Below are 25867 nucleotides of genomic sequence, written 5' to 3'. Positions count from 1 at the left end.
GTCTTAAGAATTGACTCACGCTTGATGTCATCATTTTGAGGAGAAATCGCTAATGAAATGGGTAACTTGTGCCGCTTTACTTGGGTTAATGTCGGTTGCGCAGTCTGCACATGCGGATGAAAAATTAACGGTTTATTCCTATCGCCAAGCGTTTTTGGTTGAACCGATCTTGAAGCGCTTTACCGAAGAAACAGGCATTGGCGTGAATGTGGTATTTGCTAAAGACGGTATTGCCGAGCGTATTGCCCGTGAAGGTCGCTTATCTCCAGCTGATTTAGTGTTAACCTCAGATTTTTCCCGTCTCGTTGAATTGGTCGATAAAGATCTGACATCTGCGGTGAAGAGTGAAAAATTAAATAGTAATATTCCAGCGCAATACCGTGATCCTGAAGGACAATGGTACGCACTGACCATGCGCGTACGTAATATCTATACCGCAAAAGATCGCCTCGGCCCGCAAGCGATTCGCTATGAGGAACTCGCCGATCCTAAGTACAAAGGTAAGATTTGTACGCGCAGTGGTAAGCATCCTTACAATATCGCGTTAGTCGCTTCGATGATTGCCCACCACGGTGAGGCCGACACTAAGACTTGGTTGCAAGGTGTGAAAACTAACCTTGCACGCAAGCCTCAAGGTAACGACCGTGGACAGGTTCAAGCGGTTAAAGAAGGCTTGTGTGATATCGCCATCGGCAATAGCTACTACTACGGCAATATGCTGCAAGATCCAGAGCAAAAGAGCTGGGCTGAAGCCGTGGTAATTAATTTCCCGAATCAGACTGACCGTGGTGCTCATGTCAACGTTTCTGGTATGGTACTGACCCGCCATGCACCCAATAAAGACAATGCTATCAAACTGATGGAATTCCTCTCTGGTGATGTGGCGCAAAAAGCCTACGCTGAGGTGAATATGGAATACCCTGTTAAAACCGATGTTGCGCCATCAACCTTAGTGGCTTCTTGGGGCGAGTTTAAATCCGACCAATTACCGATTTTCAAGCTGGCGGAATACCACCAAGCGGCGGTGAAATTGTTAGACGAAGTTCAGTTTGATCTATAGTTACGCAGTTAAATCGATAAGTGCGCCTTAATAGGCGCACTTGCTTTAAAGGATCCACATGATTTTAGGATTAGCCAGAAGCTGGTCGCTTACTGGTTATGCCATAGCCGTGCTACTGGTGTTACCCCTCTTTGCGTTACTTCTTCAAGCGGCTCAGCCCGATGAGGCCGTCTTTGGTCATCTACTCTCTACCGTATTACCCACTTATATCGCCAACAGTCTATGGTTGATCCTGTGGGTGAGTATTGGCTCACTTTTGCTGGCATTGCCCTGCGCTTGGTTAATGGCGCGCTGTGAGTTTATAGGTAGACGATATTTGCAATGGGCTTTGCTATTGCCCTTAGCTATGCCAGCCTACATTGTTGCCTACGTGTATACGGATTTATTTGATTACGCCGGCCCAGTACAAAGGAGTTTGCGCGCGCTCTTTGGTTGGAGCTCACCGCAGGATTACTTTTTCCCTGATATTCGCACCTTAGGTGGCGCAGCGTGTGTGTTATCGCTAGTGTTATTTCCCTATATTTATCTGTTAGCGCGTACTGCGTTTATGGAGCAATCCTTAAGCTTGGCGCATGCATCAAGGATCATGGGCTGCTCGCCGTGGCAGAGTTTTTGGCGCTTATCTTTGCCGATGGCAAGGCCCGCCTTGGCCGTGGGTGTGGCATTAGTGGCGATGGAGACCGCGGCGGATTTTGCTACGGTTAACTACTTTGCCGTACCTACCCTGACCACTGCCGTGTATGACACTTGGCTGGGTTATGGCAATTTGACGGCGGCGGCTAAGCTTTCGGCCATTATCCTCTTGGTAGTGTTTAGCCTGATCGGAATGGAACGTTTTGCCCGCCGTAAGCAGCAGCTATTCCAAAAGCAGTCTCGTATTCAAGCCAGCGATTTATATCGGCTCTCACCCGTGCAAACCCTGCTTGCCCTCGGTTATTGCATCACCCTGCTTGTACTGGCCTTTGTGCTGCCAAGCGGCATTTTGCTCTCCTATGCCATCGATTATTTTGAGCAGAGCTGGGATCCGATTTTCTGGCAATTGAGCGTGAATAGCTTGAGCCTTGCGCTTATTACTAGCCTAGTGTGCTGCGCGGTTGCATTGATATTGATGTTTATCCGCCGAGTAAGCCCAAGGTCGAGCGATGCGCTGCCATCACGCTTGGCCTCGACTGGCTATGCCTTGCCTGGCACAGTGCTGGCGATTGGCGTACTGGTGCCGTTAACCCTGCTCGATTTTGCGATTAACGACATCGCCGATTGGTTGCGAATGACAGGCCCTGGGCTGTTGCTTACGGGCAGTACGGCCGCACTGGTTTTTGCCTTTTGTGTGCGCTTTGTGGCTATCGCTATCGGCAGTGTTGAGACCAGCTATAAACGCATTTCGCCGTCACTGGACATGGTGAGTCTGACTCTGGGGCAGAGCCCAAGACGACTATTGCAAAGAGTGCATTTACCGCTACTCACCAAAGGCTTATTTGCTGGGGCGTTGTTGGTATTTATCGAAAGCATGAAAGAATTACCGGCGGCATTGTTGTTGCGTCCCATAGGGTTTGAGAATCTTGCGACCCATGTCTTCCAGTTTGTCTCAGACGAAAAGCTTGAACATGGCGCCTTGCCCGCTATTGTGATTGTGCTCGTGGGCTTAGTCCCGCTGATTTATTTAAACCGTTCCTTGGAGCAAGATAGCCGATGACCTGCACCCTCAATCTTCATCAAGTCCATAGTGATTATCAGGGCCAACAGGTACTCAAAGGCTTAGATTTAACCCTAGCTCAGGGGGAAATCCTTGCGCTGTTAGGCCCAAGTGGCTGCGGCAAAACCACCTTGCTCAGGGCGGTGGCTGGCTTGCAGGCTATCAGCCAAGGTGAGATCCAAATTAATGGCAAGACGGTCAGCGGTGCAGGGCAGTTTGTGCCGAGTGAGCAACGGGGGATAGGGATGATCTTCCAAGACTATGCCTTGTTCCCCCATTTGACCGTTGCCGAGAATATTCTCTTTGGCGTAGCAAAATTAACGGCCGCGCAACGCAAGGCGCGCTTGGATGACATGCTCGCCCTAGTGAAACTCGAAGGCTTAGCCAAGCGTTATCCCCATGAGTTGTCCGGTGGGCAGCAGCAGCGGGTGTCGATTGCCCGTGCGCTTGCCTATGAACCGCAATTACTGCTACTCGATGAGCCTTTTTCAAATATCGATGCCCAAGTGCGCCACAGCATGATGGCGGAGATCCGCAGCATTCTCAAACAGCGTAATGTCAGCGCGGTATTTGTGACTCACAGTAAGGACGAGGCCTTCGTCTTTGCCGATACCTTGGCCATTTTTAACCAAGGTGTAATAGTGCAGCATGGCCGCGCCGAAGACTTATATTCCGCGCCCAATAGCCGCTATGTGGCTGATTTTCTTGGCAGTGGCAATTACTTACCTGCGGAAGTGCTCGATGGTCATAGTGTTGCCACTCCGATTGGTGAGCTGCGCAGCCTGACGCCCTTATCGCAATCCCACGCCTTTAATGGCCAAGTGTTTTTACGGCCACAACAATTGGCGCTCAGTGCCGATGATACGGGTGTGGGCACTATTACCGAGCGGCGCTTCCTCGGGGCATTTTGCCATTATTGGGTGAAAGTCGAGGCGGCATCCCACGCCCATTATGTCGAAGTGCGTAGCCAAATTATGCAGTTGAATGTCGGTCAGCGGGTGGGATTAAGCACAGAGCCACATTCCCTAGTGCTATTTGAATCTTAAGCAGGCCGAACAGTATATGTCATTGCATCAGCATAAAGTACGACATCTTTGCTTACGTTTAACTTGGGTAAAAAACCGCTAGATTGCTGATATTTTCAGCCTACCTTGTTACCTTAATTCCTCCGGAGTGGGAGGAATTATGATAAAAACAATAAAATCAATTTGTACCTTAGTCACAGTGGCGACAGCCATGTCGTCCTCGGGAGTGTTAGCCATGGATAGGATCACGGGTAAAGCCTTTGCGACGCGCTCAGAAGTGTATGCCACCCATGGGATGGCGGCGACCAGCCAACCGCTAGCGACTCAGGTGGCGATTGATGTATTAAAACAGGGCGGCAGTGCCGTGGATGCGGCGATTGCGGCCAATGCCATGCTGGGCTTAGTCGAGCCTACTGGCGCTGGGGTTGGTGGCGATTTATTTGCCATCGTCTGGAGCGCTAAAGATAAAAAGCTCTATGGCCTCAATGCATCGGGTCGTAGCCCCAAATCCTTAACCCTAGAGAAGCTTAAATCCCTTGGATTAGATTATTTACCGCCTTTTGGGCCGCTGCCCGTGTCGGTTCCCGGTGCGGTGGATGGATGGTATGAGCTCCACGATAAGTTCGGCAAACTGCCGATGGCCGATAATTTAGCCCCAGCCATTCGTTATGCCCGCGAAGGTTTCCCCGTTTCTGAGCTGATTGCTTACTACCTTGAAGGTAGCGGTAAAAAACTCGCTCAATTCCCCGGTTTTAAAGAAACCTATATGCCCAATGGCAAAATGCCTGCGGTGGGCGAAATCTTCAAAAATCCTGCATTAGCGAACACCTATGAGAAAATTGCCAAAGGCGGCCGCGATGCCTTTTACAAGGGTGATATTGCCAAAAGTATTGATAAATACATCAAGGCTCAAGGTGGCTATTTAAGTTATGAAGACTTAGCCAGCCATACTAGCGACTGGGTTGAACCCGTATCGGCCAACTACCGTGGCTACGATGTGTGGGAACTGCCGCCCAACGGGCAGGGGATTGCTGCGCTACAGATCTTAAAAACCATGGAGCCCTTCGATGTCGCGGCCATGGGCTTTAACAGCCCCGAATATGTGCATTTATTCGTAGAGGCCAAAAAACTCGCCTTTGCTGACCGTGCTAAATTCTATGCCGATATGGCTTTTAACAAAGTGCCTGTAAAAAAGTTGATTTCGCAGCAATACAATTACGAGCGCGCTAAGTTAATTGATTTAAACAAGGCGGCTAAGAGTGTCGATGCCGGTAATCCTGCGCTGCAACATGGGGATACTGTGTATCTCACTACTGCTGATAAAGACGGCAATATGGTGTCGCTGATCCAGAGTAACTACCGCGGCATGGGCTCAGGTATGACGCCGCCGGATCTCGGATTTGTATTGCAGGATCGCGGGCAGATGTTCGATCTCACCGAAGGTCGTTTCAACACTTATGCGCCGGGTAAGCGTCCCTTCCATACCATTATTCCCGCCTTTGTGACTAAAGACGGTAAACCTTGGTTAAGTTTTGGCGTGATGGGCGGTGCAACACAGCCGCAAATGCACGCGCAGATTATTGTTAATCTGATTGATTTTAAAATGAACTTGCAAGAAGCGGGCGATGCCCCCAGAATTTTGCACACAGGTTCGACCGAGCCTACGGGTGAGGTGATGAATGACGGTGGCTATGTGAGCTTAGAATCAGGCTTCCCCGTTGAAACTCGCCGTGAGCTAATTAAGAAAGGGCATGTGCTGCGCGATGGGCTCGGCGATTTTGGTGGATATCAAGCCATTGGTTTTAATGCCGAAACGGGCGTTTACCGCGGCGCCTCCGAGAGCCGTAAAGATGGTTATGCCGCAGGTTACTAAGGCATAATTCGCCTTTGGCCTAATGAGCGCCGAAGCTTGCGTAAGACGAATTGACGAGGCGTAATGGCCTCGTCAATTTTTATATTCCAGTCTACAAACGTGTTTACATTACAAAGACGGACAAACTGTGCGTTACTTAATGTCATTTTCAGGTAAAGTTGCGGATAATATTGCCGAAAATGAATCGACAAAAGGGTGATAACCAGATGGATATTCAAAATATGCCGCGTGAACAGTTGGGTGTGTGTGCAGAGGGAAACTTACATAGCGTCTATTTGATGTTTAATGCGAGCGACAACGATAACGTTGAATCGCAATTGCGTCCCTGTATTGCCAACGTTGCGCAGTATATTTATGAGTTGACGGATCAATACTCCGACAGCGCATTCAATGGTTTTGTGGGCATTGGTGCCAACTATTGGGACAGCCTCTATCCCGATTCTCGCCCCGAAATGCTCAAGCCATTCCCAGCGATGCAAGCGGGTAACCGTGAGGCGCCTGCGATCGAATACGATCTGTTTGTGCATATTCGCTGCGACCGCTACGACATTTTGCATTTAGTCGCCAACGAAATCAGCCAAATGTTCGAAGACTTAGTCGAGTTAGTCGAAGAGGAACGCGGCTTTAGATTTATGGATAGTCGCGACTTAACAGGCTTTGTGGATGGCACCGAAAACCCTAAAGGGCGACATCGTCAAGAGGTCGCCTTAGTCGGGGATGAAGACCCTGAATTTAAGGGCGGCAGCTATATTCACGTGCAAAAGTACGCCCACAACTTGAGTAAGTGGCATAGATTACCGCTTAAAAAGCAAGAAGATATTATCGGTCGTACCAAGCAAGACAACATCGAATACGAGTCGGAAGATAAGCCATTAACCAGCCATATCAAGCGGGTTAACCTCAAGGACGACAACGGCAAGTCTATTGAGATTTTGCGCCAGAGCATGCCTTACGGCTCGCTCAAGGAGCAAGGGCTGATGTTTATTTCAACCTGCCGCACACCAGAGCACTTCGAGAAGATGCTCCACAGCATGGTATTTGGCGATGGCGCGGGTAACCACGATCACTTGATGCACTTTACCAGCGCCTTGACGGGTTCTTCTTTCTTCGCCCCAAGCTTAGATTTTTTGATGCAATTCGATAACTAAGCCTTAGTAAATCGCGACTCAACGCACTGAGCCTTAAAGCCTCAGTGCGTTTTTGTTTGTGGGCTTAACTCGCCGTCGTCCACTTACTGAGATCCTGCTGCCATTGCTGGGCGGTAAAATCGATAAAGGCGCGCACCAGAGCTTGTTGATAACTGCGGGAGAGGTACACTGCCCAGAGTGTTTGCCCTGGCGCCGTGTATTCGGGGAGCACTTCTTGCAGTTGGCCGCTGGCCAGATAGGGATTGGCTAAGTCGCAGGGCAAGTAGGCAATGCCATGCCCGCGCAATGCGGCGCTGACAAGCACTCCCATTTCATTCGCCATCAGATTCCCCATAGGTTTAATCAGCTCACTCTGTTGCTCCTTGAGTAGCTGCCAGTGTTGCTGCGAGCTATGGATAAGGCAATTATGGCTGAGCAGATCGTTAGGGACGGTTAGCGGCTCGGCTTGAGCCAAGTAACTGGGCGCGGCGCACAGCACGGCATCTATGCTCATCAGTTTGCGGGCAATCAAATTCTCATCGGGCTGCTCGGTATAGCGCAGTGCCACGTCCACCCGCTCATCCACCAACTGGGCAAAACTGTCCGACATTAACAACTGAATATTGACCTTAGGGTGCAATTTTATAAAGCGATCGACCACATCGAACAGACTGTGCTGCCCAAGCCCGACGGGCGTAGCGATGCGAATACTGCCAACTAATTCGGTGTTATGACTATGGGCGCGGCTTTCCATTGCGGCGACTTCGCTCAGCACCCGCTGACAATATTGCAGGGCTTCTTCGCCCTGCAGAGTGAGGCTGACGCTGCGGGTTGTGCGGTGCAATAAACGTAAACTCAGCCATTGCTCAATTTCTTGAATATGACGTGATACCTGTAGGCGACTGAGATCGAGGTGTTCTGCGGCCTTGGTAAAGCTGCCACAGTTGGCCACTTCGATAAAGCTACGCATGGCGGCAATTCTATCCATTAGTATCTCAATCTGAAACAATCATGCTCATTTATCGATATTTATCACGTGAAGTGTCGCAAGTAAACTGGTCTCAATTTAAATCAGTAGCGAGACTTATCAAATGAAAATTGCAGTATTAGGTGCATCAGGTTGGATTGGCGGAACCATTTTTAACGAGGCGCTGAGCCGTGGTCATGAAGTGGTTGCCTTAGTACGTGACCCAAGCAAGCTTGGTCAAACAGCGGCAGAAGTGCGTAGTGTTGACTTGACTCAGCCATTGGAAGCCGACACATTTGCGGGTGTGGATTTAGTGATAGCTTCTGTGGGTGGTCGCGCCGAGCAGAATCACGGCTTAGTGGCAAAAACGGTCAATAATCTATTAGCCGTGTTGCCACAGGCAAAAGTCCCTCGTCTGCTTTGGGTTGGTGGTGCAGGTAGTTTAGAAGTGGCACCGGGAGTGACCTTGGTTTCAAGTCCAGATTTCCCGCCTGCCTATAAGGATGAAGCTCTGGCTCAAGGTGAAGCATTAAAGGCATTTCGCGCCGCCAATACCATGGTTAACTGGACTTTTGTTAGCCCAGCAGCAGAAATTTACCCAGGTGCCAGCGAAGGTCCTTACCGTTTAGGCGGCGATAGCTTCTTTACCGATACAAATGGTCATAGCAAGATTTCAGTGGCCGACTACGCCAAAGCCATGCTGGATGAAGCAGAAAACGCGGCGCATCCTAATCAAAGGATCAGTGTGGCTTACTAAGGCTGACGAACTAAGGTTTGTGAGCTCGGGGTGACGAGTCTTTGTCCTAGGTGTGCGTTATCCAAGCCAACAGATAGGTCTTATGCTGTAACGTAATCGGGACACTAGCCCTGAAACAAGGGCAATGTTGGACTGAAAAGGGTACAGATAAAAGAGAACAGGTCAGCAAGCTGACCTGTTTTTTTATTCTGCGTAGTTGAATAAAGATTTGATGGTTTCCAAGGTATCGGCGATATCTTGGATGCTGGATGGACAAATAAAGATAGTGTCGTCTCCGGCAATGGTCCCCAAAATCCCTTCAGGCTTACCGATGGAATCCAATAAACGGGCAATTAATTGCGCTGCGCCTGGGCTGGTGCGGACGACAATCATCGCTTGGTTATGGTCAACATCGAGTACTAAGTTCTTTAACGGGCTGCCTGCGGTAGGCACGCCTAGTTCAGCGGGCAAGCAATAAACCATCTCCTGCTTAGCGTTGCGGGTGCGTACAGCACCGAACTTGCTGAGCATCCGAGACACTTTCGATTGGTTAATATTGCTAAAGCCTTCGGCTTGTAAAGCGGCGACAATTTCACTCTGGGAGCCAAAACGCTCCTCTTTTAAAATCGCCTTAAAAATTCTAACAAGGTCATCCTGATTCTTGGTCGTTTGCATAGTCTTATTCTTTATTCAAAAAATCAGGCGTATTTTGAATAGTTTTGGTCAAACTGTCAACAAATAACCATTATGACTGAATAAAAATGCAATTTACGGATGGCTAGATAGCCGTATTGTCAGTATTGATATTTGACTAGAGTAAATATTCAACATTGGAATGCTCTGTTTTGCTAAATCTTTGTCTCCACGACTAAGGGATAATTGAAATTAACGTGACATTCCAGTAATGTGACGCCAACGGAAATTAGATCCATGTCACACATATCCGAGAAATAACGGAGATAACTATGAAAGTTGCTGTACTTGGTGCTGCTGGTGGTATCGGCCAGGCTCTCGCCCTACTGTTAAAAACTCAATTACCTGCGGGTTCTAAACTGTCTCTATACGATATCGCACCGGTTACTCCGGGTGTTGCGGTTGACTTGAGCCACATCCCTACTGCGGTAGAAATCAAAGGTTTTGCTGGTGAAGATCCAACGCCTGCACTGGAAGGTGCTGACGTTGTTCTAATTTCTGCTGGTGTTGCGCGTAAGCCTGGTATGGATCGTTCAGATCTGTTCAACATCAACGCAGGTATCGTTCGTAACCTGATCGAAAAAGTGGCAGTGACTTGCCCTAAAGCGTTAGTGGGTATCATCACTAACCCAGTAAACACTACTGTTGCTATCGCAGCAGAAGTGTTGAAGAAAGCCGGTGTTTACGACAAGAACCGTCTGTTCGGTGTGACGACTCTGGACGTTATCCGTTCTGAAACTTTCATCGCTGAATTAAAAGGCTTAAACGTTGCTGACGTTAAAGTGAACGTCATCGGCGGCCACAGCGGCGTGACCATTCTGCCATTACTGTCTCAAGTTGAAGGCGTGACTTTCTCTGATGAAGAAGTCGCTTCTCTGACCAAGCGTATCCAAAACGCGGGTACTGAAGTGGTTGAAGCTAAAGCCGGTGGCGGAAGCGCGACCCTGTCTATGGGTCAAGCGGCTTGCCGTTTCGGTATGTCTCTGGTTCGTGGTCTGCAAGGCGAAGCTAACATCGTTGAATGTGCTTACGTTGACGGCGGCAGCGAGCACGCTGAATTCTTCGCTCAACCAGTGCTGTTAGGCAAAAACGGTATCGAAAAAGTACTGCCTTACGGTGAAGTGAGCGTATTCGAAGCTAACGCCCGTGATTCTATGTTAGATACGCTGAAAGGCGATATCAAACTAGGCGTTGATTTCGTTAAGTAATCCATCTGGATTATGAGAGAACGGAGCCTAATGGCTCCGTTTTTTTATGCGCTAAAATTGAGTCCTTACTTGAGGCTAATACCAATCACATTAAATATCTAATCAGTTCAGAGCCTCACAGGCATTTCAATCCAAGGCGCATTGACGCAGAAATGGTCATTCCCTTTTAAGTCAATGCAACACCGGAGTGGGATGCCTGTGAGGCTCCCGAAGGGCGGCTGATGTTCACTGCATGGCAACGCGCTTTATACTGCGTTTAAGGCTTTCGACAGAGCACCACTATGCCTTCAAGCCTTCGCCTTGTCTAAAGCGCGTTGAACTCCCGCTGAATGAACAGATATTTAATACGGTTGGTATAACTACTTAGGCAGTTGGCATTGGCTGTCGCAGCGAGCTTTACCCGTCAGTAAGTAAGAAATGCGGTATCTGTGCTTGGCGAATCTCAGGTAGCACCAATCCGCGATAGGTTTGATAAGCGGTAAGCGTAGCACTTGTACCCAAGGGCGAGTGCCCGTTAATGCCCATGCTTTGCAGGTGACATCTAGCCCTAGCAGCACTTGGCCAGAGGCGGTTTCGCCATGGAGAATGGTATTGGCGTAGTCTTTATCGATATAGCTGAATCTTGAGCTGAAATTGTCAGCATTAAGATCCACAAGTTCGATGCGATCATCGGGATCGCGCGCTTTAAGTTGGCGCATTTCAGCGCTACATAAAGGGCAATTGCCGTCGTAAAAAATCCGCAGTTCCATTTGGTCTACCTCTTACTGTCTGTCCCTGAGTATACGCAGATGCTAGGCATTTAGATCGACATGTTTACGGTTTTAATTGTTATACACTCTTGGCTAGAGGTATTAAGCTATTGCGATTAGTGACGTGATTGTGTGATTACGTGATTGTGCGATTAACAATCTGCCAAATGCTTTTGTTTTTATCATTGCTTGGCAAATAACAGGATGGATATGACAGCTCCCATTATTATCACTGGCGTGGGTAAACGTATTGGCTACGCCCTCGCGAAACACTTGCTCGCCCAAGGGCACAAGGTGATTGGCACCTATCGCAGCCATTATCCTAGCATTGATGAATTGCAAGCCCTAGGCGCGACCTTAATCCAATGCGATTTTTACGATAATGCGCAGCTCCAAAACCTGATTGAGCAATTGAGCCAATACCCCAAAATCCGCGCCATTATCCATAACGCCTCTGACTGGCTGCCAGACAACAGCCCAAGCCTTGCCGCCCATGAAGTCATGCAGCGCATGATGCAGGTGCATGTGAGCGTGCCCTATCAAATGAACTTGGCCTTAGCTTCACAGCTGCGAGCGGGAGCCGAGGGCGAGATTGGCGCCAGCGATATTATCCATTTCACCGATTATGTGGCCGAAAAGGGCAGTGCCAAGCACATGGCCTACGCGGCCAGTAAGGCGGCGCTGGATAACTTAACCTTATCCTTTGCGGCGCAATTGGCGCCCGAGGTTAAAGTGAACGCGATTGCTCCGGCGATGATCCTTTTTAATCCAAGTGATGATGAAGCCTATCGACAAAAGACCTTAGCCAAGGCCATTTTGCCAAAAGAAGCGGGAAATCAGGAGATTATTGCCTTGGTGGATTATCTATTGGCGAGCCGCTACGTCACGGGGCGTAGCCACAATGTCGATGGTGGGCGGCATTTAAGGTAAAAAAGAATCTAGATTTTAGGTTCTAGGTCCTAGCATCTAGCATCTAGCATCTAGCATCTAGCATCTAGCATCTAGCATCTAGCATCTAGCATCTAGCATCTAGCATCTAGCATCTAGCACCTAGCACCTTCTTTATTCAAAACTCCCATTCTCTGCTTGGAGTGATGATCGTCGGTAAGGGCACATCCCAATGCTCGCAGGGCAGGGCTTTGACCTGTTGGCAATCATGGGCGTAGCCCATGGGCAGAGGTTTACCTTTGCTATGCCAATTGGCTAGCGTTCTGTCGTAATAGCCGCCGCCCATGCCCATACGATTGCCTTTGATATCAAAGGCAACCAGCGGGGTGATCACCACATCCAGTCGCTCAATTGGCATAACGCTACGCACATCCAACTTAGGCTCTAAAATACCAAATTGATTCGGCTGCATTAGTGAGTCGGCGTGATAATGCAAAAACAATAATTGCCCTGCATTAAAGGGGTGTAGCCGCGGCAGATAGGTTTGAATACCCTGTTGCCAAAGCGCTTCGATAAGCGGTGCGGTTGCTAGTTCGCCATCGTGGGTGAGATACAGCGCGACATGCTGGGCCTTCAGCGTGCTAAGTTTTTCGAGCATTCGCTGACTGGCGGCAAGGCTTGCCTCGGTTTGCACCTCTGTCGAAAGCGAGCGGCGCGCTAAACGTATTTGTTTGCGTAACTCGGCGCGGCTTAGCGTTGGGCTTAGCGTTGGGCTTAGCGTTGGGCTTAGATTTGGGCTTAGCGACTTGGCGTCAATTTCAGGCTGAGTGCCGTGTGGCCCATTGACTGTTGGGGCGGAAGTGTTCGATACAGGTGAAGTGATAGACATAAATAAGATGCTCCCCAGAATGCCGCTACCGGTGTAGCCCTTGAACCGTAGGTTCAAGGCGGGTAAATGATTACCTCCTAAGGCTTCTCGGTACGAGCCGAGCATGCTCAATGTCAGTAAAGCATTCACCCTGAGATCAAAATTATCGGCACAGGGACATTACCAGTTGGCCTGCACCCCAGGGAGCAAAAACGGTATTGAATCGCTAAAATCTTGGCTTAAAAAGTATAGGCCAGTTTAGCCATTCACTGTGCAACTCTTCTCAGATAGATGGTGCTTGGCACCGAGTGGCACAGTCTAAATCTATTTGGTTGAACGCTCAACTAAGGCGTTTTCCAAGGTTGACTGCAACAGGCTGATGCGGTCATCCATTTGTTTCATATAGTGCTTATTCTTTTGCTTTTCTTGGTACAACTCGTGTCCAATATTCAGCGCCGCCATAATGGCAATTTCTTCGCGGCTTAAGCTATTAGTGCGATTTTTTAAGGTGGTTAGCTGCTGTTCAACCCCTTGCGCCACAACACGTAGGGCATCTTCCTGACCTTTCGGGCAGGCGATAGAGTAGGTGCGCCCTAGCAGGGTGATTTCAACTGCACTATTACTCATTCGAAGATGATCCTTTCGTTGGCATCGATAGGGCGGACTATATAGGGCTGATATTAAAAGTGCAAGGTGAGCTGCCGATGGATTGCGCATTCGCCCTTTTGTTTGCTGCTTGTGTGAGCAGTTGCCGGAATTTTTATCTTCCCCCACAAGAATGCAGGTTCAGAGTTGGTTCAAGTCTTTATCTCTGCTAGCATTGCTGCTGGAAAATTCTGATTGGAATCTGATATGGCGACCCCTCCTTCGTTACGCATCGACAGTTTAAAAATCGCCCTCGATGCGGCTGAAATTGGTCAGCATCCCGTGGAAGTACACGGTGCCCTTGTGGGTTTAATCTGCGGTGGCGTAGAGCAAACAGGTGATCTGTGGATTAAACCTTTATTTGACCTGATGAATGATGGTCAGCCTTTACCGGCACCTCTGCATCAATTGGTGAGTGAGCTATTCCAAGACTCAGTCGCTCGTTTAGGCGATTTTGAGTTTGGTTTTATGCCATTGCTTCCCGAAGAAGAAGAGCCGTTAAGTCAACGGGTTGAAGCCTTATCCCTGTGGACGCAAAGCTTCTTAACGGGTATTGCAATTATCCAGCCTAAGCTGAATAAAGCCTCAGCCGAAGTGCGTGAAGTAATTAAAGATCTGGCCGAGATCGCTCAAGTTGAATTTGATGTCACCGAAGATGAAGAATCGGAAACGGCTTATATCGAGTTACTGGAATTTGTGCGTATCGCCGCCATTATGTGCTATTCCGAGTTTGGCCCTGAGCCAAGCCACGGTGAAGGCGACGATCCTGCGGTGATCCACTAATCGCTAACGAGAGAGGCGGAATCATTCTGCCTTTTATTGTTTTTCAAATCTAACATCCTGATGGCGAAACGCTTTTAGCCATGCCATAGCTTGAATGAGAACCCCATGACGGTAGCTGAGCACATGGATAATTCAGTTCAAAATGTCGATATTGCCATTGTTGGTGGCGCCATGGCGGGGGCGACCCTCGCGCTGGCCTTGGCGCGTTTGTCTGGCACTGAAAAACCTTTATCTATTGCCTTAATCGAGGCGCACCTTCCCGATAATAGCCATCCCGGCTTTGACGCTCGCTCCATCGCCATTGCCCATGGTTCCATCTTCGAGTTATCCCGTTTAGGTTTATGGCCGAAACTGGCGCATTTAGGCACGGCAATTAAGGATATCCACGTATCCGATCGCGGCCATTTTGGCATGACGGAACTCAACGCCAGTCAGTTTCACTTGGATGCGCTGGGCCAAGTCGTCGAGCTGGAAAGGGTCGGCCAAGTGCTGTTTAGCGAGCTTAACAAAACTCAGGTTAAGCGCTATTGTCCTGCCAAACTGTCAGCGTTAATTCCCGATATCGACAGCCACACGCTGGTGCTGGATTCCGGCGAGCGGATTTGTGCCAAGCTGGTGGTCGCCGCTGATGGCTTGCTGTCTAAAGTGCGCAGCAGTTTTAATCTGCCCATTACCCAAGTGGCGTTTGAGCAAACTGCGATTATCGCCAATCTACAAACCGATAAGCCTCATCAACATTGGGCCTATGAACGCTTTACCGAGACCGGCCCGCTGGCGTTATTGCCGATGGCAGATAGCCAAGGCCAACCGCGTTTGTCCCTCGTATGGGCACTCGATAATCACCGCGCCCAAACGATGCTCAATGCCCCAAAAGCCGAATTTTTAGCTGAGTTGCAGCAGGCCTTTGGTTATCGCGCCGGCCAGTTTATCGATGTCAGCGAGCGCCATGCTTATCCGTTAAATCTGTCTTATATGCCAAGGCCAATTCACCATAGATGTGTGTTTATTGGTAATGCGGCGCAGACGCTACACCCGATTGCGGGGCAGGGATTTAACTTGGGCCTTCGGGATGTTGTCAGTCTGCTTGATGTGCTGCAACGCGCGCTGGCGCAGGGTGAGGATATTGGCGGTGTCGCCGTCACCCATGGCTATTTGCAGGCCCGTGAGGCAGATAGAAACAGCACTATTCGCAATATTGAATTTTTAGTCCGTGGCTTCTCTAACCAATATTGGCCCTTGGCCCTTGGGCGTAATCTAGGATTGCGTCTGTTATCTTGGTTCCCGCCACTGAAAACCCCCGTCGCTCAAAAAGCGATGGGCTGGAAATAATCATTACTGGTATCGCAACGCGAAAAGGATGTACCCATGTTAAGTTCACAAGCCTATGACATTGCCATTGTGGGTGGCGGCATGGTGGGACTCGCCACCGCGATAGGATTGGCGCAGGCCGATCTTAATGTTGTCGTTATCGATGCGGGCCACACAGATGCCGTGAGCGGTGAGCCAAGGCTAAGGGTCAGCGCCATCAATAAGGCGAGCCAACGTTTGCTCGAGCACCTCGGCGCTTGGCACTATTTAGATGCCAGCCGCGCGACGCCCTATCAAAAAATGGCGGTATGGGATAAAGACGGCTTTGGCAAAATCGCCTTCGATGCCAGCAGCATCAGTGAACCTAGCCTTGGCGCCATTATCGAAAATGATGCCATCAGTTACGCCCTCGCCAAGCGTGCCAGTGAATTTGACAATATCACCCATATCGAAAACCAACGTATAGAGCGTATCGCCTTTGGTGAGCGTGAAGCTTGGTTGACCTTAGCCAATGGTGCCGATGCCGAAATCGAAAGTGTCAGCGCCGCACTGGTGATTGCCGCCGATGGTGCTAATTCTTGGGTGCGTGAACAATGTAAGATCCCGTTAACCTTCTGGGATTATGGCCACCATGCGATCGTGGCAACCATTCGCAGCGAAATACCGCACCTTGCCACCGCCCGCCAAGTCTTTTTGCAGGATGGCCCGTTGGCCTTTTTGCCGTTATATGAAGACAACCTCTGTTCCATCGTCTGGTCTGTGCCGCCCGAGCGCGCCACTGAATTACTGGCAATGGACAAAGTGCAATTTGAGCGCAATCTTACCGCCGCCTTCGACGGTCGCCTTGGCATTTGCAAGCTGGAGAGTGAACGCCAAGCCTTCCCGCTGCGGATGCGCTACGCCCGCCATTTTGCTCGCCACCGTTTAGTGCTCGCGGGGGATGCGGCCCACACCATTCATCCATTAGCGGGCCAAGGGGTAAACTTAGGCTTCCTCGATGCCGCTAGCATTATCGAAGTCATCGGTGAGTTACACGATACGGGTAAGGATATCGGTGATTATGCCCAGCTGCGCGCCCTTGAGCGTTGGCGCAAGGCCGATGCGATGGAGATGATCGCGGCGATGGAAGGCTTTAAGCGCCTGTTCGAGGGTTCAAACCCGGTTAAAAAGGCCATTCGCGATCTGGGATTAAATCTGGTCGATAATGTCGCTGGGCTGAAAACAGTGTTCATGCAACAGGCCATGGGTAATAAGTCGTCGCTGCCCAAGTTATGTCGCTAGCCTAGGTTGCGCTAATGTGATCAGAATTGCCGCTAATATCAGCATATTGGTGGCAAGCTGCGCAAATCTCGCTTTCGTATGTAAAAAAATTACATGTTGAAGATGAGAAAATCTAATGACACTGGCTTCGGATTAGAAAAATCTCCTGTATACAAATTTGTGACGCAAGGTATAATTTCGCCGCATTTTAGACCCTAGTACTTATACCAATCACGATAAATATCTGATCAATTCAGAGCGAATCAGGCGTTGCAGTGACAGACGCATTGAGACCGAAAGAACCCCTTTCAAATTGATGCATCGTGGAAGTGAAATGCCGATTAGCCAGATATTTAGCCGGATTTGTATCACCCTACGCTAGGCAGAGACCTGAAAAAGGCCGCAAAAAAGGGATAACAATGGCTAATAAAACTGTTCTGTTTAACAAGCACTTAGAATCAAACGCTAAGATGGTCGACTTCCACGGTTGGGATATGCCCCTCAACTATGGTTCACAAATCGAAGAACACCACGCCGTGCGTCAAGACGCAGGTATGTTCGACGTGTCCCACATGACTGTGGTTGATGTGACCGGAACCGACGCTTGTGCATTCCTCCGTAAGTTGCTGGCAAACGATGTGGCCAAACTTAAAGTTCCTGGTAAAGCCTTATACGGCGGCATGTTAGATGACAATGCCGGCATCATCGACGACCTGATTACTTACTACCTGACCGACACTTTCTACCGTGTTGTCGTCAACAGCGCGACCCGCGAAAAAGACTTAGCGTGGATCGCCAAACAATCCCAAGGTTTTGATGTCACTGTGACTGAGCGCCCTGAGCTGGCGATGATCGCCGTTCAAGGCCCTAACGCTAAGGCCAAAGCCGCCGCCGTATTCAGTGCCGAGCAAAATGCCGCTATCGAAGGCATGAAACCTTTCTTCGGTAAGCAAGCCGGTTCTCTGTTTATTGCCACCACAGGTTACACAGGTGAAGCGGGCTACGAGATTATCGTGCCTGAAGCGGAAGCCGAAGCCCTGTGGCAAGCATTGTTAGATCAAGGCGTTAAGCCATGTGGTTTAGGCGCTCGCGATACATTACGTCTCGAAGCTGGTATGAACCTGTACGGCTTAGATATGGACGAAACCATCAATCCGCTGGCCGCCAACATGGGCTGGACCATCGCATGGGAGCCAACTGACCGTGACTTTATCGGTCGTAAGGCGCTTGAAGCCCTGCGCGATGCGGGAACCGACAAATTAGTCGGTCTAGTGATGGAAGAAAAAGGCGTGTTACGCCATGATATGCCAGTATTTTTCACCGATGCAGCGGGTGTTGAGCAGCAAGGCGTGATCACTAGCGGTACTTTCTCGCCAACATTGGGCTATTCTATTGCGATGGCGCGTGTTCCTAGCTCGATTGGGGATACGGCGGAAGTCGAAATGCGTAAAAAGCGCGTGGCTGTTAGAGTAGTAGCGCCAAACTTTGTGCGCAACGGTAAACAAGCATTTTAAAAAAACGGAACAAGGAACAAGAACAATGAGCAATATTCCGACAGAACTGAAATACGCCTCTTCACACGAATGGATCCGCAAGGAAGAAGACGGTAGCTACACTGTGGGTATCACTGAGCATGCTCAAGAGCTGTTAGGTGACATGGTTTTCGTTGAGCTGCCAGAAGTGGGCGACACTGTGACTGCAGGTGACGACTGTGCAGTGGCAGAATCAGTGAAAGCGGCTTCTGACATCTACGCGCCAATCTCTGGTGAAGTGATTGCCGTCAACGAAGCACTGGAAGATTCTCCAGAGCTGGTAAACAGCGACGCTTACGGCGAAGGCTGGTTCTTCCGCGTTATGCCTTCTGATGAATCAGAAGTTGACGCGCTGCTCGATGCAGAAGGTTACCAAGCTGTTATCGACGAGGAATAATCGTCGACGCTAACGAAGCCCCAAGGGGCTTCGTTTGTTTTAGCGCAAGTTTGACATAACAATAGCCCGTTTATCAGTACCCTACAGTCCTGAGCGACGGCAAATCTGGAACAAGGTTTATCATGACCAAGCAAACCCTCACTCAGTTAGAACAGCACGATTTATTCTTACGTCGCCATATCGGCCCGGATAGCATCCAACAACAAGAAATGTTGAACTACGTTGGTGCAGAGTCTCTGGACGATCTGACTGCGCAAATCGTGCCTGAGTCGATCCGTTTAAGCCAAGAGTTGAGCATTGGTGATTCCTGCGGCGAAGCCGAAGGTTTGGCCTACATTCGTGGTTTAGCCAAACAAAACCAAGTCTTCAAAAGCTACATTGGTATGGGTTACTACGGTACCCAAGTGCCTAATGTGATTTTACGTAACGTCTTAGAAAATCCAGGTTGGTACACGGCCTATACGCCATATCAACCAGAAATCGCCCAAGGCCGTTTAGAAGCGATTCTAAACTTCCAACAAGTGTCGATGGATTTAACTGGTTTAGATTTAGCTTCTGCTTCACTGTTAGACGAAGCGACAGCCGCCGCTGAAGCGATGGCGCTGGCTAAGCGTGTATCTAAAGCCAAAAAAGCGAACATTTTCTTCGTAGCCGATGACGTATTCCCACAAACCTTAGACGTAGTGAAGACTCGCGCTGAGTGTTTTGGTTTTGAAGTGGTGGTAGGCCCAGCCCATGAAGCGGTAAACCATGAGCTGTTTGGTGCTTTGTTCCAATATTCAAACCGTTTCGGTCAAATCACTGACTTCACTGACTTATTCGCCGAATTACGCGCGAAAAACGTGATTGTGACTGTCGCTGCCGACATCATGGCCTTAGTGTTACTCAAGTCACCGGGTGCCATGGGCGCCGACGTGGTTTTCGGTAGCGCGCAGCGTTTCGGTGTGCCGATGGGCTTTGGTGGTCCACACGCGGCCTTCTTCGTGGCCCGTGACGAGCACAAACGTTCTATGCCTGGCCGTATCATCGGTGTGTCAAAGGACACCCGTGGTAACCGCGCACTGCGTATGGCGATGCAAACCCGCGAGCAACATATCCGCCGCGAAAAAGCCAACTCAAACATCTGTACCGCGCAAATTCTGTTAGCGAACATGGCGTCTTTCTACGCCGTATTCCACGGCCCACAAGGCCTGAAAACCATCGCATCACGCATTAACCGCTTTGCTGATATCTTAGCCGCTGGCTTACAAGCTAAAGGCGTGAGCTTAGTGAACACCACTTGGTTCGATACCATCAGCATCAAAGGCTTAGACGTTGCAGCAGTGAATGCGCGCGCGCTGGCCGCTGAAATGAACCTGCGTTTCGATGCTGACGGCATCGTCGGCGTGAGCTTAGATGAAACCACTATCCGCAGCGATATCGAAGCCCTGTTCGATGTGATTTTAGGTGCTGGCCATGGCTTAGACGTTGCTGCGTTAGACGCGCAAATCGTAGCCCAAGGTAGCCAATCGATTCCAGCGTCTTTAGTGCGTCAAGATGCCATCCTGAGCCACCCAACCTTCAATCGCTACCAAAGCGAAACCGAGATGATGCGTTATATCAAGCGTCTCGAAAGCAAAGACTTAGCACTGAACTATTCAATGATTTCATTAGGTTCATGCACCATGAAGTTAAACGCTGCGGTTGAAATGATCCCAGTGAGCTGGCCAGAATTTGCTAACATGCACCCATTCTGCCCACTGGATCAAGCCAAGGGTTACACTCAACTGATTGAAGAACTGTCTTCATGGTTAGTGAATGTCACAGGTTACGATGCCGTGTGTATCCAACCTAACTCTGGTGCACAGGGTGAATACGCGGGTCTGCTGGCGATTCGTAAATACCACGAGTCTCGCGGCGAAGCCCACAGAAACATCTGCTTAATCCCACAATCTGCCCACGGCACTAACCCAGCATCGGCGCAATTAGCCGGTATGCAAGTGGTCGTGACTGCCTGTGACAAGCAAGGTAACGTGGATTTAGAAGATCTGAAGACTAAAGCGGCCGAAGTGGCAGAAAACCTGTCATGTATCATGATCACTTACCCATCGACCCACGGTGTGTACGAAGAATCAATCCGCGAAATCTGCAACATTGTGCACCAGCACGGTGGTCAAGTGTACTTGGACGGCGCCAACATGAACGCCCAAGTGGGCTTAACCTCACCAGGCTTTATCGGTGCCGACGTATCGCACCTTAACCTGCACAAAACCTTCGCGATTCCACACGGCGGCGGTGGTCCAGGTATGGGCCCAATCGGCGTGAAAGCGCACTTAGCGCCGTTCGTCGCGGGTCACGTAGTAGTGAAACCAGGCCGCGAAAGCGATAACAACGGTGCAGTATCGGCAGCGCCATACGGCAGTGCTGGCATTCTGCCAATCAGCTGGATGTACATTAAGCTGCTCGGTTCAAACGGCCTGAAAAAGTCGACTCAAACTGCGCTGTTAAACGCTAACTACGTGATGAAGAAGCTGTCTGAACACTACCCAGTACTGTTCCGTGGCCGTAACGATCGCGTCGCGCACGAATGTATTATCGACCTGCGTCCAATCAAAGAAGCCTCTGGCGTGACCGAAATGGATATCGCTAAGCGTCTGAACGACTACGGTTTCCATGCGCCAACCATGAGCTTCCCCGTAGCGGGCACGCTGATGATTGAGCCAACCGAGTCTGAGTCTAAGGTTGAACTGGACCGCTTTATCGACGCTATGGTGTCCATCCGCGCCGAAATCGCGAAAGTTGAAGCGGGCGAGTGGCCAGCGGACAATAACCCGCTGCACAACGCGCCACACACTATGGCCGATATTATGGACCCAGCGTTCGATTCACGCCCATACAGCCGTGAAGTGGCCGTGTTCCCAAGTGCCGCAGTGCGTACTAACAAGTTCTGGCCAACCGTGAACCGTATTGATGATGTGTATGGCGACCGTAATTTGTTCTGTGCGTGTGTGCCGATGGAAGACTATGAGTAATTGCTGGTTTGGGCTTGCGACAGCAAGCCCTTGCTAAGAGTTAGCTTCGGCTACGACGCAATTATGAACGTTAAAAAGCGACCTTAGGGTCGCTTTTTTGTTTTATGCGTATTCTCTCTGGCGAGCTTAGTGCTGCGAATGGGCTATTTTGTGGCTTCTGGCTATTGTACTTCCCAATTGCCTGCCGCAGGCTCTCGCACTGTTACACCAGTAACTCGCTGTAAATACATCCCTGTAAGCTCTACTAAAACATCCATGTTTTAGAAGGTCACTGGTGCAACAATGCTGTATAGGGTGTTGGATTTGAGCATAGTGTTTAGTTTAATTTGGGTGAGAAAGCATGAAACACTCAATTAACTTTTTATTAGTTTCTCTAGCAACATAATTATATTCTTAATCAAAACTGGAAATATAAAAAAAGCGAACCAATTGGTTCGCTTTTTTTATCATGATATTGGTTCAATTAGTCCTCTCGTGCGCCAACGATTTTTATTTACTAAAGAGTCAAACGAAATTCCATTTGATAATGTCAAATTGTCTGCATGGTCTGTAACTATGATTTGCGGACTAAAGCCATTGTTTTTCTCTAGTTCATCGCAATAAATTGATAGCTGGCTGAAAAGATTTTCAACGGCTTTTACATCTTCATCGACAGATCTTTCTGTGTTTGCTCGTTGCACAGCTTCCAATTTTTTTTGATCTTCAAAAGTAACTGCATTATCTCGATTAAAATTAGGGAAGTATACCTGAGTCGGTTGGTCAAAAAATAATATTGATGGGATAGAACATTTTTCACCTAATTCAGCAAAGTATTTGTGTAGTGCTAAAAACAGTGTTACGTGGCAGTAGAGCCAGTTAGCGCCACTTCCCATTGATCTTAAATAAATTCTTTCGCTGTCTGGTTTCATATGGTAAAGGTCAAATGTTTCAAATGAGAAGTGAAGATTAATTGGCTTATAGCTTGCTTCAAATTCAAAATGACTACCAATTTCAGCCATATATTCATTTATCTTCGCTGATGCGATTTCTAAACCTTTTTGTACATCATATTGAGCAAGAGCTTTATTGATGTCTTTTAGTTTTTTGTTTATATCTTTTATTTCTCTATCAAGTTCAATATCATTTGCCATATTAATAGTGTCGAGTAGAGCAAATAACTTAGCTTTCTGAATGATAACACTTTCATACAAGCTTTTTTGTTCTGCAAGTTGCTTTTCTGTTTTCTCTATGTCAATTATTTGCTGGTTTAGCTCAGCCAATGCCCTGCTAACTATCTCGATATTACGTGTAACATTAACCAAGGATGATTCAAACTTTGCCTTCATTGGGCGAGCTTGAGCAAGGTTACCAGATACTTTGGTGATGGCTTGCTGTAGTTTTTCTGCACTTTTTAGTAGAGTATCTTTTTCAGTATGACAAAACGGGCAGACTGAGGTGGATATATGAACATGCTTAGGCGAGCTAAATTGCTTAATATTATCAACAAAACGTTCTTCTTCTTGAATATGCTTTTTAATTGATGCTGATTGTCGTTGTAGCTTTCTTAGCTCTGCCGTTTTGTGATTACGTGACAGCTTGAGCTTATTATAGTGTTGGGTGGCAGTATCAGAATTATGATTAATTTTTTCAGGTACAATAATTTTGTCAAGATGGTCCTTAGCATCTTGTGGATGGCGAAGCACTTTTTCCAATGATAACTGCTCATCTTTAAACCCCATTAGAGCGTATAACTGGCTTAAAACGGGTCCAACGTTTTGTTTATAGCTTTCAGAAGTACGTTTATTCGTCTCTTTTAGGCGTTCAAAACGCTTGATATCTGCGGTTAGTCGTTCTTTCTCTTGAGATAAGTGAAAGAACTTTTGATTAACTAAGCCTAAAAATATCTTGGTATGATCAACCACCTGATCTCGCTTTTCTTTTTCATCGAATCGATAAAATAATGCATGTTTATTAGCAACAAGGTTTTGGTGCTGAAGCATGAACGATGAAAAACTGCGTATAGATGGCGTGGCCGCTTTTCTTCCTCGAATAGTTCTAGCTTCTAGCGACTCATCAACATCATCCATATCTAAGAAAAAACCTTGTAGATGCTTCTTAAACTCGGCTAATGGACGGAAGTAGCTACTATTAAAATAATCTCGGGTTATATCGTCAGTGTTAAATGACTCTACACGACGGAAAAAAGCTTTCGATGCAATATCAGGATCACGTCCAATGACTATATTTTGTTCGTTAACAGCTAGCGCAACATAATAAATTGCAGCGTTTTTGGTAATAATACCTTTAGGAATAGTGTTTTCACTGCTGCCAAAGCAATAGTCAAAAATTTCAATCAAGGCGCTTTTACCTGTCGATGATTTGCCAGTAACAACATTTAGCCCCTTCTTAAAATTAACTGGGTGTTTGTTTCCTTGTTTATCAATAACACCAATTTCATGAATTAATGTTTTCATCGCGGTTTCACTCCTAAAAATGCATAAATCTCGACTACAGAGTGACCTCTAAATAATCGCCCTAATTTCTCAGCCATTTTTTGACTAGTAAAGACTGAGTCACAATCATCACATGTGTGAAGGGATAAACTTTTTTCATTTACAGATAACCAATCATTAATTAAGCAATATTGAATGCATTGATTGGTTAAAGTATAGAATCCGTCAATTCGTTCTTGTAGGTCATAGAGTTTGGTTCTATCATCGAAAATAGACCAAATAGAGCTTTGTTGTTTATTTCCAAATACAGCCCCTAAAATTTTTTTACCAAAAACGGGATGACTACACAGTGGAATTATCAAAGGGGCGAGTAAAAGGTTATTTTCTGACTCATCAATGGTCTTGTAAAATGAAGCAATAAAGGCTCCATATTCGAACGGATTGTATTTTAACTCGTATAGGGCATCAATAATACTGCTCATGGAGCAACCTTCCATTTTAAGTTTCGTTCTTCATCATCCATTGCGTCGTGCATCAAGCCATTTTTGTATTCAATCGGCGGGATATCGTTGCCCATATTCAACGGCTGTTCAGCTATAGTTCTGTTGTAAAGTAATTTTGAACTTTTAATTGTATCTTTTGCTTCTAACTGCGCGCTTGAGTAAGCAAGCTTATATTTCTTAACTAATTGGTTCTGATATGAAACTGTTTTGTCTTTATAGAGCGCGGATTCATCAAGCTCTTCAACCAGTGAGTTTTGAAACTCAAGCCAATTACCGACAGCATCAGGTATCATTTCATGATGCTCAATTTCTTCAATTTTTTGGACAAAGGTTCTATTTTTGTATAATTCAACGTCCAGATCAGAGGCTTCATAGCCCGAAAAAATTGGAAAGGTGAATTCTTTTTTACAAAGGAGTGCAGTTAACTCTTCACACTTTATTGTAAATTCTTGTTTATTTATACTCCAATTACGCTTAGTTGCTTGCGCATATACAAAACCAATAAGTCCATGAAGGTAACTAATCAGGTTACTCTTAGGGATCCCTACTGGTTTAGAAAGAATTCTTTTTTGTAGATCTTGCTCGTTATCAGCTTGCGTAAATAAGGTGACCTTACCAAGTACACTTTTAAGCAATAATTCGTCGGAAGCCATTACTATTTTCTGTAACTTAATCACTTCAGATGGTTTATCTGCATTAAGTTCTTCCTCAGTATGCTTTGCAAAAATAGCTTTAATAACTGCTAAACGTTGGTCAACAGTTTGTGTATTCCAGTCCTTTAAACTAGTTTTTGCACCAAATTCTTGTGTAGTGTGCAATATTAAAGCGCCATATCTTGTATGTTCAAAGTCTGGAGCAAGCCAGTTTTTAAGTGTATTCCAAAGATTATCGTGATTGTCTGTCAGTGGTTTTGAGTAATTTTTCACTTCGATTTGAGTTGATGTCGACGGATCTGGTGAAATTAAGCTCACATCGCCGTCTTTTTCAAACCAAACTGATTGATCGTCTTCAAGTGAAAAGCACTTATCCAAGCCAATCAGTACTTGATAGTGAAATGCCAGCGCGGTAGTTAATGCAGCGTTTTTGGGTTGTCCGCCACTCATACAAAC

At 47.7% G+C, this 25867-nt stretch carries 22 protein-coding genes and 1 other RNA gene; 14 read left to right on the top strand and 9 right to left on the bottom strand.

Annotation, left to right across the window (positions count from 1 at the left end; translation table 11 throughout):
* Window positions 1–52 precede the first annotated feature (52 nt).
* From SHD_RS19160 to SHD_RS19140, 5 genes are all read left to right on the top strand, one after another.
* Window positions 53–1060 (top strand): Fe(3+) ABC transporter substrate-binding protein, encoded by a 1008-nt coding sequence (locus SHD_RS19160; protein WP_023268645.1) that lies wholly within the window; start codon window positions 53–55, stop codon window positions 1058–1060.
* A 58-nt stretch (window positions 1061–1118) separates the two neighbouring features.
* Window positions 1119–2753 carry an ABC transporter permease gene (locus tag SHD_RS19155; protein WP_023268644.1) on the top strand — a complete coding sequence of 545 codons (1635 nt, stop codon included), beginning with the start codon at window positions 1119–1121 and terminating at the stop codon, window positions 2751–2753.
* Window positions 2750–3799, top strand: a complete 1050-nt coding sequence (locus tag SHD_RS19150; protein WP_023268643.1) for an ABC transporter ATP-binding protein — start codon at window positions 2750–2752, stop codon at window positions 3797–3799. The genes SHD_RS19155 and SHD_RS19150 overlap by 4 nt, the downstream gene beginning before the upstream one ends.
* A gap of 139 nt (window positions 3800–3938) precedes the next feature.
* Complete coding sequence (gene ggt / locus SHD_RS19145) at window positions 3939–5651, top strand: gamma-glutamyltransferase (protein WP_039978729.1); 1713 nt, start codon at window positions 3939–3941, stop codon at window positions 5649–5651.
* Between the two features lie 206 nt (window positions 5652–5857).
* Entirely contained in the window at window positions 5858–6799 is a 942-nt protein-coding gene (locus tag SHD_RS19140; RefSeq protein WP_039978727.1) for a Dyp-type peroxidase, read from the top strand.
* Between the two features lie 64 nt (window positions 6800–6863).
* Here SHD_RS19140 and SHD_RS19135 read toward each other — a convergent pair whose 3' ends face one another.
* Complete coding sequence (locus SHD_RS19135) at window positions 6864–7766, bottom strand: LysR family transcriptional regulator (protein ID WP_023268640.1); 903 nt, start codon at window positions 7764–7766, stop codon at window positions 6864–6866.
* 103 nt (window positions 7767–7869) lie between these two features.
* Here SHD_RS19135 and SHD_RS19130 point away from each other — a divergent pair, with 103 nt between their 5' ends.
* Window positions 7870–8502 (top strand): NAD(P)-dependent oxidoreductase, encoded by a 633-nt coding sequence (locus SHD_RS19130; RefSeq protein ID WP_023268639.1) that lies wholly within the window; start codon window positions 7870–7872, stop codon window positions 8500–8502.
* A 183-nt stretch (window positions 8503–8685) separates the two neighbouring features.
* Here SHD_RS19130 and argR read toward each other — a convergent pair whose 3' ends face one another.
* Window positions 8686–9156 carry a transcriptional regulator ArgR gene (gene argR / locus SHD_RS19125; RefSeq protein ID WP_011624073.1) on the bottom strand — a complete coding sequence of 157 codons (471 nt, stop codon included), beginning with the start codon at window positions 9154–9156 and terminating at the stop codon, window positions 8686–8688.
* Window positions 9157–9446: 290 nt separating this feature from the next.
* Here argR and mdh point away from each other — a divergent pair, with 290 nt between their 5' ends.
* Window positions 9447–10382 carry a malate dehydrogenase gene (gene mdh / locus SHD_RS19120; RefSeq protein ID WP_023268638.1) on the top strand — a complete coding sequence of 312 codons (936 nt, stop codon included), beginning with the start codon at window positions 9447–9449 and terminating at the stop codon, window positions 10380–10382.
* Window positions 10383–10741: 359 nt separating this feature from the next.
* Here mdh and SHD_RS19115 read toward each other — a convergent pair whose 3' ends face one another.
* On the bottom strand, window positions 10742–11131 hold the full coding sequence (locus tag SHD_RS19115; RefSeq protein ID WP_023268637.1) for a thiol-disulfide oxidoreductase DCC family protein: 390 nt from the start codon (window positions 11129–11131) through the stop codon (window positions 10742–10744).
* Between the two features lie 210 nt (window positions 11132–11341).
* Between SHD_RS19115 and folM the strand changes: the two genes are divergently transcribed.
* A complete protein-coding gene (folM, locus tag SHD_RS19110) occupies window positions 11342–12061 on the top strand; it encodes a dihydromonapterin reductase (RefSeq protein WP_039978968.1) in 720 nt (239 codons plus the stop codon).
* A 136-nt stretch (window positions 12062–12197) separates the two neighbouring features.
* On the opposite strand, the gene SHD_RS19105 is transcribed toward folM, so the two are convergent.
* The 3 genes from SHD_RS19105 to SHD_RS19100 form a co-directional block, all read right to left on the bottom strand.
* Window positions 12198–12908 carry a 5-formyltetrahydrofolate cyclo-ligase gene (locus SHD_RS19105; RefSeq protein WP_084294920.1) on the bottom strand — a complete coding sequence of 237 codons (711 nt, stop codon included), beginning with the start codon at window positions 12906–12908 and terminating at the stop codon, window positions 12198–12200.
* Window positions 12909–12915: 7 nt separating this feature from the next.
* Window positions 12916–13096, bottom strand: a non-coding RNA gene (gene ssrS, locus SHD_RS21725) — 6S RNA.
* Window positions 13097–13211: 115 nt separating this feature from the next.
* Window positions 13212–13514, bottom strand: coding sequence for a cell division protein ZapA (locus SHD_RS19100; protein WP_011718292.1), 303 nt, complete (start codon window positions 13512–13514; stop codon window positions 13212–13214).
* Between the two features lie 225 nt (window positions 13515–13739).
* Here SHD_RS19100 and SHD_RS19095 point away from each other — a divergent pair, with 225 nt between their 5' ends.
* The 6 genes from SHD_RS19095 to gcvP all read left to right on the top strand — a co-directional run bounded on the left by SHD_RS19095 (window position 13740) and on the right by gcvP (window position 21823).
* Window positions 13740–14315: a UPF0149 family protein gene (locus SHD_RS19095; protein ID WP_023268634.1), complete on the top strand. Its 576-nt coding sequence runs from the start codon at window positions 13740–13742 to the stop codon at window positions 14313–14315.
* A 105-nt stretch (window positions 14316–14420) separates the two neighbouring features.
* The gene (gene ubiH, locus SHD_RS19090; protein ID WP_023268633.1) at window positions 14421–15644 is read left to right on the top strand and encodes a 2-octaprenyl-6-methoxyphenyl hydroxylase; all 1224 of its coding nucleotides are present in this window, start codon (window positions 14421–14423) and stop codon (window positions 15642–15644) included.
* A 36-nt stretch (window positions 15645–15680) separates the two neighbouring features.
* Window positions 15681–16904: an FAD-dependent monooxygenase gene (locus SHD_RS19085; protein ID WP_023268632.1), complete on the top strand. Its 1224-nt coding sequence runs from the start codon at window positions 15681–15683 to the stop codon at window positions 16902–16904.
* Window positions 16905–17302: 398 nt separating this feature from the next.
* Window positions 17303–18397: a glycine cleavage system aminomethyltransferase GcvT gene (gcvT, locus tag SHD_RS19080; protein ID WP_023268631.1), complete on the top strand. Its 1095-nt coding sequence runs from the start codon at window positions 17303–17305 to the stop codon at window positions 18395–18397.
* Between the two features lie 25 nt (window positions 18398–18422).
* Window positions 18423–18812 (top strand): glycine cleavage system protein GcvH, encoded by a 390-nt coding sequence (gcvH, locus tag SHD_RS19075; protein ID WP_011071083.1) that lies wholly within the window; start codon window positions 18423–18425, stop codon window positions 18810–18812.
* A 122-nt stretch (window positions 18813–18934) separates the two neighbouring features.
* Window positions 18935–21823, top strand: coding sequence for an aminomethyl-transferring glycine dehydrogenase (gene gcvP / locus SHD_RS19070; RefSeq protein ID WP_023268630.1), 2889 nt, complete (start codon window positions 18935–18937; stop codon window positions 21821–21823).
* A gap of 446 nt (window positions 21824–22269) precedes the next feature.
* On the opposite strand, the gene SHD_RS19065 is transcribed toward gcvP, so the two are convergent.
* The 3 genes from SHD_RS19065 to SHD_RS19055 are packed head-to-tail and all read right to left on the bottom strand — an operon-like array spanning window position 22270 to window position 25861.
* The gene (locus SHD_RS19065; RefSeq protein WP_023268629.1) at window positions 22270–24276 is read right to left on the bottom strand and encodes a DUF3732 domain-containing protein; all 2007 of its coding nucleotides are present in this window, start codon (window positions 24274–24276) and stop codon (window positions 22270–22272) included.
* Entirely contained in the window at window positions 24273–24737 is a 465-nt protein-coding gene (locus tag SHD_RS19060) for a three component ABC system middle component (protein WP_023268628.1), read from the bottom strand. The genes SHD_RS19065 and SHD_RS19060 overlap by 4 nt, the downstream gene beginning before the upstream one ends.
* A complete protein-coding gene (locus SHD_RS19055) occupies window positions 24734–25861 on the bottom strand; it encodes a hypothetical protein (RefSeq protein ID WP_023268627.1) in 1128 nt (375 codons plus the stop codon). Before SHD_RS19055 ends, SHD_RS19060 begins: the two co-directional genes overlap by 4 nt.
* Window positions 25862–25867: the final 6 nt, after the last annotated feature.

Source organism: Shewanella decolorationis S12, from assembly GCF_000485795.1.
GTDB classification, from domain to species: domain Bacteria; phylum Pseudomonadota; class Gammaproteobacteria; order Enterobacterales; family Shewanellaceae; genus Shewanella; species Shewanella decolorationis.
This window is presented reverse-complemented; position numbering and strand designations above follow the sequence as displayed.